This window comes from Streptomyces sp. 17_S59, assembly GCF_056930295.1.
Map to the genome: position 1 here is coordinate 5,435,433 of NZ_JBXOWD010000001.1, position 13,775 is coordinate 5,449,207.

A 13,775-nucleotide genomic window follows, 5' to 3' on the forward strand; every position below is an offset into this window, starting at 1 on the left:
GACTGCCGCCTCCCCGGCTCATGACACGCGCCGTGAATGACTGCATTGCGTAGCAAATAGGACATATCGGGTTACGGTGCTCCGGTACGTCCCGCCGTCCCGCGAGCGAAGCCCATGATCCAGGCCATCGGACTCACCAGCGCCTCCCGCCGCAACCAGCCGCCCACCGTCGACGACCTCACCTTCGAGGCCCACCCCGGCCGCGTCACCGTCCTGCTGGGGGAGTCCGGCGCGGGCAAGACCGCCGCCCTGCGCCTCATGCTGCGGCTCGACCCGGGACGCGGGGTCGCCCTCTTCCGGGGGCGCACCCTCGACCGGATCCCGCACCCCATCCGCGAGATCGGGGTGCTCCTCGGCGACGTCCCCGGCCACCCCGCCCGCACCGCCCGCGGCCACCTGCGCATGCTCAGTGCCGCCGCCGGCGTCCCCGTCGAGCGCGCCGACGACGTCCTCGAGGTCGTCGGCCTCACCGGCCTCGCGGACCAGCGCCTCGGCGGCTTCTCGCTCGGCATGGACCGCCGCCTCGGCCTCGCCTCGGCGCTCCTCGGCGACCCCCACACCCTCGTGCTCGACGAGCCCGCCGAGGGCCTGTCGCCCCGCGAGGCGACCTGGCTCCACGGACTGCTGCGCGGCTATGCGAACCAGGGCGGCGCGGTTCTCGTCACCTCGCACGACCCCGGCGAGGCGGCCCGGATCGCCGACCGCGTCGTCACCATCGACCAGGGCCGGCTCGTCGCCGACCAGGAGGCGAGCGCGTTCGCCGGCTCCCGGCTCCGCCCGCGGGTCTCCGTCCAGTCGCCCCTGGCGAACCGGCTCGCCCATGTGCTCGCCGAGGAGGCCGAGGCCGCGAGCGAGCACACCGGCGGCCCGCCCCTCGAAGTGGTCCAGGAGGACGGCAGCCGGATCTCCGTCTACGGCACTACCTGCGCCGCCGTCGGGGAGACCGCCTACCGCCACGGCATCCTCGTGCACCGCCTGGTGGAAGAGGCCCCCGACGCCGGCCCGGTCGCTCCCTTGCAGCGCGCCGACGGCCGCGGCCCCGACGAGCCGCAGCCCGCGGCCGCCCGTGACGCGGACCCCCTCGGCCGCCTCCAGCCCCGCCTGCCCGCCCCCGGCCCCGTCCGGCCGCTGCGGTACGAGCTGCGCCGCGCCACGGGTGTGCGGACGGGCTGGAACGCGGCCGCCGTCGCCATCGCCGCCGCGCTGCTCGCCTCCGTGGTCCTCGCCCGCAACGGCGCCCCTCCCACGCTGCGCCTGCTCACCGGCTGGCCGATGTGGCTGCCGCTGCCCCCCGCCGCGTTCGGTGCCGGGCTGCTCGGGGCGCTCTCCTTCGGCCAGGAGTTCCGCTACCCGGCGCTCGCCCCGGACCAGGGCGCCGTGCCGCGCCGCATGGGCCTGCTCGGCGCCAAGCTGGCGGTCACGGGCGCCGCGGCGATCCTGCTCGCCCTCGTGTCGATGGCCCTCGACGTGCTCGTCGTGCAGCTGATCTTCGGCGAGTCCGCCGTGCGCTTCACCGACGGCTGGGCCACGCTCGCGGGCTGGCTCGGCCTCACCCTCGGCTGCGGCTGGGCCGGACTGCTCGCCGCGGGTCTGTTCCGGTCCACGTCCCTGGGGCTCGTGGCCGTGCTGGCGGTGCCCGCGCTGGTGGTGCCGCTGCTGGGCAGTGTGCTCTCCCGGCCCGCCGCCCGGTCCCTGCTCGGGCTGCCGGAGCGGCTGCGCTCGGCCGCGCTGGTGCGCTGGCCGTCCGGCGTGGACCGGGGCGTGTCGTCGGCGGTGCGGCTGATGGTCCAGCCCATCGGATGGGCGCTCGCCCTGTCCCTGGCCGGGCTGCTCGGGGCCTATGTCCTCACGGTGTTCCGGGGGCGGCCGAGATGACGTCTGTGCTATGGCACCGCGCCGGACGGGAGCGAACGCAGAGTGACAATCGGTCTGCAGGGGCTGCGGGAGAGAAGGGGGTGATGTCACCCTCCGTATTCATGCGGCCTTGAGATGCGCCCGATTCTGTCCGTTTGGGCGTCAATTATGCGGTAATGGGCGATCACCCTTTCGTGTGCTTTTCACCAAAGACCTCAAGGGCCTTCGAGGTGTCGCCGACAAAGGAAGCGTGAGTACCCTTGCGCACACCATGATGACCGCGGCTCGCCCCGCCGACTCCGGCCTCGCAGGCCCGGGCGAGCTTGACCGTTACTCCTATGCGGAGGCCCCCGGGGCCGACCGCGGCGCCGCCTCCGCCTGGGACGGCGACGCGGAGCTGAGCCGGGCCGGGCGCCGCGCCGCCGGCAGCCGTGGCCGAGGGCTGCACGGCCAGCTCGTACAGCAGCTGGGCCAGATGATCGTCTCCGGGGACCTGGGCGCCGACCGCCCGCTGGTCCCGGAGGAGATCGGGCAGCGCTTCGAGGTCTCCCGCACCGTCGTCCGCGAATCCCTGCGCGTCCTCGAGGCCAAGGGCCTGGTCAGCGCCCGGCCGAACGTCGGCACCCGGGTGCGTCCCGTCAGCGACTGGAACCTCCTCGACCCGGACATCATCGAATGGCGGGCCTTCGGGCCGCAGCGCGAGGACCAGCGCCGCGAGCTGTGCGAGCTGCGCTGGACCATCGAGCCGCTCGCCGCCCGGCTCGCCGCCGGGCATGGTCGTGAGGAAGTGCAGCAGCGGCTCGCCGACATGACCGAGATCATGGGTCACGCCCTGGCCCAGGGAGACTCCCTCACCTTCGCGCGCGCCGACGCCGAGTTCCACTCCCTCCTCCTTCAGGTCGCCGGCAACCGCATGCTGGAGCACCTCTCGGGGATTGTCTCCGCCGCCCTGCATGTCTCGGGCGCCTCGGCCGGCGGGTGCGACCGCCCCACCGAGGCAGGAGTCGGCCAGCACCTGCGGATCGTCGACGCCGTGGCGTCGGGCGACGCGGCCGGCGCGGAGGCCGCGATGCGTCAACTGCTGGTGGCCCACCCAGAGGTCGAGCGCGTGGTCCCCGCGCCGCGCGAGCACTGAGCGGGGCGGACCCCACGGACGGGGCGGTGCGTGCGGGACCGCTTGCCCAGCGCGCGGGTACGGAGGTACGCGCGAGCCGGAAGAGCCGTTCCGCGCGGCCGCGAGTACGGACATGGCGGCGATCTGTCCGCTTCAAGCGCCTTTCACTCCGATATGCGGTGTGACTCGGGCCACGAGGAATGGGCGTAACGCTCCTTGGGGCAGCGCGATGACTAAAGAGGTGGTAGCCGCGGAGGGAATACGAGCCTCGTTCGAGGCGCTGTGTTGCTCTGCACTACCGCCCGCGCCGTCGGTTCATCCTTGCCGACGGTCGTCGGCCCGGTCCAGCGCGGACGGGGCCGGAAGCCGTTTCCATCGTTCCGAGAGGTTGTTCGTGTCGGCCAGCACATCCCGTACGCTCCCGCCGGAGATCGCCGAATCCGAGTCTCTGATGGCGCTCATCGAGCAGGGAAAGGCCGAGGGGCAGATCGCCGGCGACGACGTGCGTCGGGCCTTCGAGGCTGACCAGATTCCGCCAACCCAGTGGAAGAACGTTCTGCGCAGCCTCAACCAGGTCCTCGACGAGGAGGGTGTGACGCTGATGGTCAGTGCCGCAGAGGCGCCCAAGCGCACCCGCAAGAGCGTCGCAGCGAAGAGCCCGGCAAAGCGCACCGCCACCAAGGCCGTCTCCTCCAAGACGGTCACGGCCCGGCAGTCGTCCACCACCGCCACGGCGTCCTCGGGGGCCGCCCAGGCCGCGTACGACGAGGCCGGTGAGGGCGTGGCGCCTGCCAAGAAGGCCGCCGCCAAGAAGACGGCAGTCAAGAAGACGGTGGCCAAGAAGACCACCGCCAAGAAGACGACGGCCAAGAAGACCGCCGCCAAGAAGGACGCCGACGAGCTTCTCGACGACGAGCTTCTCGACGAGACCCCGACCCCCGGCAAGGGCGACGACGAGGACGAGAGCGGCGAGAACAAGGGCTTCATCCTCTCCGACGAGGACGAGGACGACGCCCCCGCGCAGCAGGTCGCGGTCGCCGGCGCCACCGCCGACCCGGTCAAGGACTACCTGAAGCAGATCGGCAAGGTCCCCCTGCTCAACGCCGAGCAGGAGGTCGAGCTGGCCAAGCGCATCGAGGCCGGTCTGTTCGCCGAGGACAAGCTGGCGAACTCCGACAAGCTTGCCCCGAAGCTCAAGCGCGAGCTGGAGATCATCGCCGAGGACGGCCGGCGCGCCAAGAACCACCTCCTGGAGGCCAACCTCCGTCTGGTGGTCTCCCTGGCCAAGCGCTACACCGGCCGCGGCATGCTCTTCCTGGACCTCATCCAGGAGGGCAACCTCGGTCTGATCCGCGCGGTGGAGAAGTTCGACTACACCAAGGGCTACAAGTTCTCCACGTACGCGACCTGGTGGATCCGCCAGGCGATCACGCGCGCGATGGCCGACCAGGCCCGCACCATCCGCATCCCGGTGCACATGGTCGAGGTCATCAACAAGCTCGCCCGCGTCCAGCGCCAGATGCTCCAGGACCTGGGCCGCGAGCCCACCCCGGAGGAGCTGGCCAAGGAACTCGACATGACCCCCGAGAAGGTCATCGAGGTCCAGAAGTACGGTCGCGAGCCGATCTCCCTGCACACCCCGCTGGGCGAGGACGGCGACAGCGAGTTCGGTGACCTCATCGAGGACTCCGAGGCGGTCGTCCCGGCCGACGCCGTCAGCTTCACGCTCCTGCAGGAGCAGCTGCACTCCGTCCTGGACACGCTCAGCGAGCGCGAGGCGGGCGTCGTCTCCATGCGCTTCGGCCTCACCGACGGCCAGCCGAAGACGCTCGACGAGATCGGCAAGGTCTACGGTGTGACGCGTGAGCGCATCCGTCAGATCGAGTCCAAGACGATGTCCAAGCTGCGCCACCCGTCGCGTTCGCAGGTTCTGCGCGACTACCTCGACTAAGACTGCTCACAGTGCCGCCCGCAGGGCCCGGTTCCTCCTCCGGAGGGGCCGGGCCCTGCGGTCTCTCCGGATGCGGGCACCGGCAATTCGTCTGACGCTGGGTGAGCAGAGAAATTCGTTCCGTCAGGAGACCGCATGCGTGCCCTGAGTTACCTGCTGGCTGTGGCGGTTGCGCTGCTGCCCGCGATCCCCTCCCCGGTCGGTGCCACGGGGCGCAGGGTGGTCGGGGGCCAGACCGTGAAGGTGGCCGACGCGCCCTGGGTGGTGGCTCTGGCGAGCCGTGAGCGGTTCGGTGGCCAGCGGTCCGGGCAGTTCTGCGGCGGGGCCGTGGTGGGGCCTGCAACGGTCGTCACGGCTGCGCACTGCCTGGCCCGTGAGGTGCTCGGCGTGGACCTGGCCGATGCCAAGGACCTCCGGGTCATCGTGGGGCGGGTCGACCTGCACGGTGACACCGGCGACGAAGTGCCGATCAAGAAGATCTGGGTGAACCCGGCCTTCAGCATGGAGACCAATGCCGGGGACGTGGCCGTCCTCACCCTGGACCACCCGCTGACCGCCGCCCATGTGATCCCCATGGCGCCGGCGGGGGACCCTGCCTACGAGCCGGGGACCGCGGCCGGTGTCTACGGGTGGGGCGACACCACCGGCGCGGGCACCTATGCGAAGACGCTGCACGCCGCCAGGGTGATGGTGCTGGCCGACACGATGTGCCGACGGGCCTATCCGGGCGGCCCGGAGGGCACGTACAACCCGGCGACCATGCTGTGCGCAGGCGTGCCCCTCGGCGGGCGCGACGCCTGCCAGGGGGACAGCGGGGGGCCGCTGGTGGCCCGGGGACGGCTGGTGGGCCTGGTGTCCTGGGGGAGTGGCTGTGCGGAGCCCGGGCATCCGGGCGTGTACACGCGGATTTCGTCCGTGGCCGCGCTGGTGCGGGGCCACAGTGCCGACATCCCGGCACCGGGAGCGGCGCCTCCGGCGGCGGCACGGCCTCCTGCCCCGCCACCTGCCGCTGCTCCGGCGCAGCCCCCGGCGGCGCATCCCGCGCCGTCGCAGGCCCCGCCGTCTGCCGCCCCTGCCGTGCCGCCGCCCGCACAGCAGCCCGGTGCGTCACCTGCTCCCGCGCAGGGCGCACCTCACCCCCTGCCCGTGGCGCGGCCCGGGCGGCCGTCGTGACGGGTTCGTGGCGGGTCAGGTGGGCCCAAGAGGATCACTTGCGGGTGAAGGAGAGTACGAGAGCGGGCGGCCTCCCACGGTGGGGTGGCCGCCCGCGGCTGCCCCGTCCTGGATGACGGGACCTCGCTCGTCGTCGGATGCGATGTGTCAGCGTGGGGCGCGGACTCAGCGGTCCTCGTCGGACGCGGACGCCGGGACGGCGGTGAGCCGCTCCGTCTCGTCCTGTATCTCCGCGGCGATCTTCTTGAGTTCTGGCTCGAACTTGCGGCCGTGGTGGGCGCAGAAGAGCAGTTCACCGCCGCTCATGAGAACGACGCGCAGGTATGCCTGGGCGCCGCACCGGTCGCAGCGGTCAGCGGCCGTCAGCGGGCTCGCGGGGGTCAGAACAGTAGTCACGTCGCCTCTTCTCTAGCTCGACGAGCTGTCGTACCAGGGTCAACATCCAACCAGGCCGAAAACGTTCCCGCTCGTGGCTTTTTCTCGAAACTTCCTTCCGAGTGAGCCGGATCTTGACGGTTGGCGGCGAATGAGCCGTATTGCGTGGGCTTACGGTTTCACATCGCTGGGGGCTGTCGTCCTCCCCGGCCGGCTTGCCGGGTTGTTCTTGAGGACGTGCCCGGAGCCTAAATGGTTCATGCCTCGAAGGGAACGTGATGTGCACGTCACCCCATCGGGGGATCGAACAATTGATCGACTCTCGATTAGCATGGTTGTTCTTACGGGTGGCGGCACAAAGGCTCTATCTGGCCTCGGTACCCTCTGAACGGCGACCGAGCCACTCATGTGCCCGAACTCGGGTCAGACAGAAATTCAGCGAGGAGCGAACCGCGTGACCGCCGATACGTCCGTGCCGTCCACTGCATTGCTGACCGGGGCAGACCGGGACGGATCCAACTACACCGCGCGGCACCTGCTCGTCCTCGAGGGTCTCGAAGCCGTCCGCAAGCGCCCCGGCATGTACATCGGCTCGACGGACAGCCGCGGCCTCATGCACTGCCTCTGGGAGATCATCGACAACTCGGTCGACGAGGCCCTCGGCGGCTACTGCGACCGCATCGAGGTGATCCTCCACGACGACGGCTCGGTGGAGGTGCGCGACAACGGCCGCGGCATCCCCGTGGACGTCGAGCCCAAGACCGGGCTCTCGGGCGTCGAGGTCGTGATGACCAAGCTGCACGCGGGCGGCAAGTTCGGCGGCGGCTCGTACGCGGCGTCCGGCGGTCTGCACGGCGTGGGCGCCTCCGTCGTCAACGCGCTCTCCGCGCGGCTGGACGTCGAGGTGGACCGGAACAGCCGGACCCACTCGATCAGCTTCCGCCGCGGCGTCCCGGGCATCTTCACGGAGTCCGGCCCGGACGCCCCCTTCGACCCGGCCAACGGCCTCCTCAAGGGCAAGAAGGTACCCAAGGCCCGGACGGGCACCCGCGTCCGCTACTGGGCGGACCGGCAGATCTTCCTCAAGGACGCCAAGCTCTCCCTGGAGACCCTCTACGGCCGCGCCCGGCAGACCGCCTTCCTCGTCCCGGGCCTGACGATCGTCGTCCGCGACGAGCGCGGCCTCGAGGGTGAGGGCGCCACCGAGGAGGTCTTCCACTACGACGGCGGCATCAGCGAGTTCTGCGAGTACCTCGCCCAGGACAAGGGCGTCTGCGACGTGCTGCGCCTCTCCGGCCAGGGCACGTTCAAGGAGACCGTGCCGGTCCTCGACGACCGTGGCCACATGACCCCCACCGAGGTCACCCGTGAGCTGGGCGTGGACATCGCGCTGCGCTGGGGCACGGGCTACGACGCCGCGGTGAAGTCCTTCGTCAACATCATCGCCACCCCCAAGGGCGGCACGCATGTGGCGGGCTTCGAGCGCGCCGTGACCAAGACGGTCAACGAGGCGCTCCGCTCGGCCAAGCTGCTCCGGGTCGCCGAGGACGACGTCGTCAAGGACGACGCCATGGAGGGCCTGACGGCGGTCGTCACTGTCCGGCTGGCCGAGCCGCAGTTCGAAGGCCAGACGAAGGAGGTGCTGGGCACCTCGGCCGCCTCCCGGATCGTGGCCAACGTCGTCGCCAAGGAACTCAAGGCGTTCCTGACCTCCACCAAGCGCGACGCCAAGCAGCAGGCGCGGGCCGTGCTGGAGAAGGTCGTCGCCGCCGCCCGCACCCGCATCGCGGCCCGGCAGCACAAGGAGGCCCAGCGCCGGAAGACGGCCCTCGAGTCCTCGTCGCTGCCCGCGAAGCTCGCCGACTGCCGCAGCGACGACGTCGAGCGGAGCGAGCTGTTCATCGTCGAGGGAGACTCGGCGCTCGGCACCGCGAAGCTCGCGCGGAACTCCGAGTTCCAGGCGCTGCTGCCGATCCGCGGCAAGATCCTCAACGTGCAGAAGTCCTCGGTCTCCGACATGCTCAAGAACGCCGAGTGCGGAGCGATCATCCAGGTGATAGGAGCGGGCTCGGGCCGCACCTTCGACATCGACGCGGCGCGCTACGGCAAGGTCATCTTCCTCGCCGACGCCGATGTCGACGGCGCACACATCCGCTGCCTGCTGCTGACGCTGTTCCAGCGCTACATGCGGCCGATGGTGGAGGAAGGCCGGGTCTTCTCCGCGGTGCCGCCGCTGCACCGGGTGGAGCTGATCAACCCCAAGAAGGGGCAGGACAAGTACATCTACACCTACTCCGACAGCGAGCTGCGGGAGACGCTGCTGGAGCTGCAGCGCAAGGGCGTCCGGTACAAGGACGGCATCCAGCGCTACAAGGGCCTCGGTGAGATGGACGCGGACCAGCTCGCGGAGACCACGATGGATCCCCGCCACCGCACCCTGCGCCGGATCAACATCAGCGACCTGGAGGCGGCTGAGCGCGCCTTCGACCTGCTGATGGGCAACGAGGTCGCGCCGCGCAAGGAGTTCATCACCAACTCCGCCGCCATGCTGGACCGCTCGCGCATCGACGCCTGAGCCCGTCTCCACCCCCGGGTGGAGGCGGGGCGGGGAGAGGATCTCCACCCGTTCTCCACCCGGAACCCACCCGTGCTCCGATCCTGGGTGGGCACCGATTCCGTAGCGTCGGATGCGTCGTTGATCCGCGCCCGAGCGGATCGTGCCCACGCCGGGGCGGAGGGATGGTACGTGCCGAGCGAGACCCTGACCGAGTGGCCCGTCCGCGAGGCCCTCTCCCACGTGGGGATTCCGCGCCGCCGCCGGGTGCTGACCTGGACGGTGCGGCTGGTCCTGATCGGGATCTTCCTCTGGACGGTGCTGCGGGACGGCGTCTTCCACGGGTGGGGCTACGCCCTGCTCGCCGCGGGGTTCCTGCTCTGTGCCGGCGCGGTGTGGCGCGCCTACCGGACGACGCTCGACCAGCGGCTGTGGCCGTCGCTGGGACTGCTGGCCGTGCCGGTGGCGGTGGGGGCCGCCGCGCACTGGGCGGGCTCCGGGGCGGGAGCGACCGGGCTGTGGTGCGTCGCTGCGGCCATCGCGGTGGAGCGGCTCCCGCTGGGCTACGGTCTCGCCTTCGCGGCAGTGGCCCTGGGGGCGTACGCCTCCGTCGCCGCCGAGCGTCCGCTGGCCACCCTCGGCACGGTGGCCGGGGTCCTGCTCATCGGCTACTCACTGCGGCTGGACGAGGAGGCGCGGGGGGCCGGGTTCCGGCTGCTGGCCCAGGAGCAGGCGGCCCGCCGGGCGGAGGCGGAGTCCGCGGCGCTGGCCGAGCGGGCCCGGATCGCCCGGGAGATCCACGACGTGCTCGCGCACAGCCTCTCCGCACAGCTCGTCCACCTGGAGGCGGCGCGGCTGCTGATCGAGAGCGGGGCGGACCGGCAGCGGGTCCTGGAGCGGGTGGCGGCGGCCCGGGGCATGGCGCGCGAGGGCTTGGCCGAGACCCGGCAGGCGCTGTCCGCCCTGAGGGGGGAGATGACGCGGGTCGAGGACTTCCTCAGGGAGGTCGCGGCGACGGAGGGCGCACGGCTGGAGGTGACGGGGGAGCCGCGCACACTGCCGGCGGAGGCCGGGCTGGCGGTGCGCAGGGTCGCCCAGGAGGCGCTGACCAATGTGCGCAAGCACGCGCCGGGGGCGTTCGTGGACATAAGACTCACCTATCTGGAGCGAGAGGTGGAGCTGTGGGTCCGTGACGGAGGGGCGCGCGGGGAAACGGGCGGTCTGGCGGCCTCCGGCGCCGGGTACGGTCTGCTCGGGATGCGGGAGCGCGCCGAGCTGCTCGGCGGCACACTGGAGGCCGGGCCGGTCGGCCCCGACCAGGAGGGATTCGTGGTGTGTCTGCGGGTGCCGGCGTGACAGGGAGCGCTGTGGATGCAGGGGGCGGCGCGGGCGCCGACGGCACGCACGGCGCGGGGCGCGGGCCCGCGCGGGTGGTTGTGGCCGATGACCAGACCGTGGTGCGCGAGGGGATCGTGATGCTGCTGGGGCTGCTGCCCGGCATCGAGGTCGTCGGTGCGGCGGCCGACGGGCTGGAAGCCGTGCGGCTGGTCGCCGAGAAAGCCCCGGACGTGGTGCTGATGGACCTCCGGATGCCGCGCTGCGACGGAGTGGAGGCGACCCGGCGGATCCGCGCCGAGCACCCGGGTACGCAGGTCGTGATCCTCACCACCTATGCCGACGACGACTCGCTCTTCCCCGCGCTCCGGGCCGGGGCGCGCGGCTACCTCACCAAGGACGCCGGCGGGGAGGAGATCGTACGGGCCGTCGAGCATGTGATGTCGGGGGAGGCGGGGCTGTCGCCCAAGGTGCAACTGCGGCTCCTGGAAAGGCTCTCCGCGCCCGGGGCCGAACGGCCGGAGACCGGGTCCCCGGTGCCCCGGGAGCTGCCGGACGGGCTCACCGCGCGCGAGGCCGAGGTGCTCTCCCTCGTCGCCGAGGGCCTGTCGAACACGGAAATCGCCCGGCGGCTTCAGGTGAGCACGGCGACGGTGAAGACGCACATCAACAACCTGTTCGCCAAGACCGGGGTGCGCGACCGGGCCCAGGCGGTGCGGTACGCCTTCCGGCACGGGATCGCCCGGCCCCCGGAGGCGCCCGTCACCTGACGGGGTGAAGGGCCGCTCGCTCACGGGCGCCGGAGCGGCCCGGCACCGGACAGGGCGCTTCGGCGTCAGCGCTCAGCGCCCGGCCCAGGCGTAGCGGTGCTCGGGGCGGCCCGTCTCGCCGTACTTGAGGGTGAGGCTCAGCCGGCCCGACTCCTCCAGCCGCTTGAGGTAGCGCTGGGCGGTCGAACGGCTCAGCCCGGACCGCTCCGCCACCTCGTGCGCCGACAGCGGACACGACGCGTCCGACAGCACCCTGCGGATCAGGGCGGCGGTCGGCGCCGAGTGGCCCTTCGGCAGGGGAGTGGTGGTGGCCGCCGTGCGCAGGGCGCCGAAGATCCGGTCGACCTGGTCCTGCCCCGCCTCCTCGGCCCCCTCCAGGGTCCGGCGCAGCTGCGCGTACGCCTCCAGCTTCACCCGCAGCCCGGGGAAGGTGAACGGCTTCACCAGGTACTGGAGTGCGCCGTACCGCATGGCCGTCTGCACCGTCGCCACATCGCGGGCGGCCGTGACCATGATGACGTCCGTGTGGTGGCCGAGCTGGCGGATGCGGCGGACCAGCGACAGCCCCGTCTCGTCCGGCAGGTAGTGGTCCAGCAGCACCAGGTCGATGCCGCCGCGCTCCAGCACCGCCAGCGCCTCCGCAGCGTTGTGGGCCCGGGCCCGGACGTGGAAGCCGGGCACCCTGGCGACGTACGCGGCGTTGATCTCGGCGACCCGGAAGTCGTCGTCCACGACCATGACTTCGATCATTGGTTCACCCCTTCGAGCGATCTCGGTGCGGGCGGCGGCCCTTCGTAGTCTGATTCCCCCGGTGGTTCCCCCGCTCGCAGTTCCGCCGGACGCACCGCCTCCGGCAGCTCCACCGTGAACACCGCGCCGCCGCCCGGCCGTTCACCGACCCGGGCCGAGCCGCCGTACCGCTCGGCCAGCCGCCGCACGAGCGACAGACCCAGCCCCCGCGGGCGGTGCGGCGCGGCCTCCTTGGTGGACCAGCCGTCGGCGAACACCAGCTCCCGCAGCTCCGCCGGGACGCCCGGCCCGTTGTCCGAGACGCTTAGCACGGCCGTGGTGCCCACGGTCCGCAGCTCGACCTCCACGAATGCGTCCGGGCGGGCTCCGGCGGCGTCGAGTGCGTTGTCCACGAGGTTGCCGAGCACGGTGACCAGGTCCCGCGGGTCCACCACGCCGTCGGGCAGGTGCGTCCCCGTGCTCACCCGCAGCGCCGCACCCCGTTCCGCCGCGACCGCGCTCTTGCCCACCAGCAGCGCGCTCACCAGGGGCTCGTGCACCCGCTCGGTGACCTGCTCGGCCGTGGCCCGGTGCGCGCCGGTGACCTCGGCGACGAAGTCCACCGCCTCCTCGTACAGCCCCAGTTCCAGCAGGCCCACGATGGTGTGCAGCCGGTTGGCGTGCTCGTGGTCCTGGGCGCGCAGCGCCTCGGTCAGCCCACGGGTGCCGTCCAGCTCGCGCCCCAGCTGCTCCAGCTCGGTGCGGTCGCGCAACGTCGCGACGGTGCCGCCGTCGGCGGTGTCCATCCGATTGGCCACCAGCACCCGGCCGTTGCGGACGATCAGCAGGTCCGTACCGGTCACCCGCCCGCTCAGCACGTCCGTGGTCCGCCCCGCGGGGAGGACGGCCTCCAGCGGCTGCCCGACGGCCTCCGGGCCCAGCCCCAGCAGCCGCTGCGCCGCGTCGTTGAGCAGCCGCACCCGCCCGCGCCGGTCGAGGGCGACCACGCCCTCGCGGATCCCGTGCAGCACGGCCTCGCGCTCGTCGAGCAGGGCGGAGATCTCGGAAAGTTCGATGCCGTGGGTGCGCTTGCGCAGCCGCCACGAGACGGCGAACGCGGCCAGCGCCCCGGCCGCCAGCGCGGCCCCGGCGGCCATCAGGATGCCGGGCAGGGAGTGCAGCAGCAGGTCGCGCACGTCGCCGTAGGCGATGCCGACCGACACCGCGCCCACGATGGCGCCCTCGGTGTCGCGCAGCGGCACCTTGCCGCGTGCCGAGCGGCCGAGGGTGCCGCTCTCGATGCCCGTCCACTCGTGCCCGCTCAGCGCCCGTGCCGGGTCCGTGCTGACGTGCCTGCCGATCTCCGCGGGGTTGGTGTGGGAGTAGCGGATGCCCCGGGTGTCCACCACCACGACGTAGCTCGCCTCCGTGGCCAGCCGGATGCGCTCGGCTGCGGCCTGCACCGGGCCGTCCGGGCTCGGCGGTCCGGCGAGCACGTCGTGGGCGATGCCGGGCTGGGCGGCGGTGGCCTGGGCGATGGCCAGCGCCCGGTGCTCGGCCTGGTCGTCGAGCTGGGCGCCGAGGGGCGCGAGGAACAGGCCGGTGGTGAGCGCGGTGACCCCGGCGGTGATCAGAAGCTGGGCGGAGAGGACATGGGCGAAGACGCGACGGGGCCACCGGGGGCGCATATCTGTCCCTTTCGTCTTCTTCGTCGTGCGGACTGCCGATTCATGGCTGCCGTACTCCGATGCGTGGAGTACCGGTTGCCGATTGCCGGACAGCTGCTTTCCGAGCCACCGGTGCGGACCGAACGTAGTCGGACGGTGCCCGCTTGTGGTGCTCCCGTGTCACTTTTGTTGCCTTATCGCGAGCAAAACGAGCAGAACAGGCTTCACGCGCGGAAGCCGCACAGCGATCACA

Annotated in this window: 9 protein-coding genes and 1 pseudogene; 7 read left to right on the plus strand and 3 right to left on the minus strand. The window is 72.0% G+C overall.

What is annotated here, in order from left to right; genetic code table 11:
* Window positions 1-114 precede the first annotated feature (114 nt).
* From AC1Z4A_RS24795 to AC1Z4A_RS24810, 4 genes and pseudogenes are all read left to right on the plus strand, one after another.
* On the plus strand, window positions 115-1,875 hold the full coding sequence (locus tag AC1Z4A_RS24795; RefSeq protein ID WP_483682067.1) for an ABC transporter ATP-binding protein: 1,761 nt from the start codon (window positions 115-117) through the stop codon (window positions 1,873-1,875).
* 175 nt (window positions 1,876-2,050) lie between these two features.
* Complete coding sequence (locus tag AC1Z4A_RS24800) at window positions 2,051-2,989, plus strand: FadR/GntR family transcriptional regulator (RefSeq protein WP_483682068.1); 939 nt, start codon at window positions 2,051-2,053, stop codon at window positions 2,987-2,989.
* Window positions 2,990-3,362: 373 nt separating this feature from the next.
* Window positions 3,363-4,919 (plus strand): RNA polymerase sigma factor, encoded by a 1,557-nt coding sequence (locus tag AC1Z4A_RS24805; protein WP_483682069.1) that lies wholly within the window; start codon window positions 3,363-3,365, stop codon window positions 4,917-4,919.
* A 135-nt stretch (window positions 4,920-5,054) separates the two neighbouring features.
* Window positions 5,055-5,855: pseudogene (locus tag AC1Z4A_RS24810) on the plus strand (S1 family peptidase); the annotation flags it as partial.
* Between the two features lie 402 nt (window positions 5,856-6,257).
* Here the strand turns inward: AC1Z4A_RS24810 and AC1Z4A_RS24815 are convergent.
* Entirely contained in the window at window positions 6,258-6,488 is a 231-nt protein-coding gene (locus tag AC1Z4A_RS24815) for a DUF7455 domain-containing protein (protein WP_071961820.1), read from the minus strand.
* Window positions 6,489-6,921: 433 nt separating this feature from the next.
* On the opposite strand from AC1Z4A_RS24815, the gene AC1Z4A_RS24820 reads away from it, so the two are divergent.
* The 3 genes from AC1Z4A_RS24820 (at window position 6,922) to AC1Z4A_RS24830 (ending at window position 11,126) form a co-directional block, all read left to right on the plus strand.
* Window positions 6,922-9,042: a DNA gyrase/topoisomerase IV subunit B gene (locus AC1Z4A_RS24820; protein WP_483682070.1), complete on the plus strand. Its 2,121-nt coding sequence runs from the start codon at window positions 6,922-6,924 to the stop codon at window positions 9,040-9,042.
* Between the two features lie 171 nt (window positions 9,043-9,213).
* Window positions 9,214-10,377 (plus strand): sensor histidine kinase, encoded by a 1,164-nt coding sequence (locus AC1Z4A_RS24825; protein WP_483682071.1) that lies wholly within the window; start codon window positions 9,214-9,216, stop codon window positions 10,375-10,377.
* Window positions 10,378-10,388: 11 nt separating this feature from the next.
* Window positions 10,389-11,126 carry a response regulator transcription factor gene (locus tag AC1Z4A_RS24830; RefSeq protein WP_483682072.1) on the plus strand — a complete coding sequence of 246 codons (738 nt, stop codon included), beginning with the start codon at window positions 10,389-10,391 and terminating at the stop codon, window positions 11,124-11,126.
* 72 nt (window positions 11,127-11,198) lie between these two features.
* On the opposite strand, the gene AC1Z4A_RS24835 is transcribed toward AC1Z4A_RS24830, so the two are convergent.
* Window positions 11,199-11,876, minus strand: a complete 678-nt coding sequence (locus AC1Z4A_RS24835) for a response regulator (protein ID WP_483682073.1) — start codon at window positions 11,874-11,876, stop codon at window positions 11,199-11,201.
* Window positions 11,873-13,543 (minus strand): sensor histidine kinase, encoded by a 1,671-nt coding sequence (locus AC1Z4A_RS24840; RefSeq protein ID WP_483682074.1) that lies wholly within the window; start codon window positions 13,541-13,543, stop codon window positions 11,873-11,875. Before AC1Z4A_RS24840 ends, AC1Z4A_RS24835 begins: the two co-directional genes overlap by 4 nt.
* Window positions 13,544-13,775 lie beyond the last annotated feature (232 nt).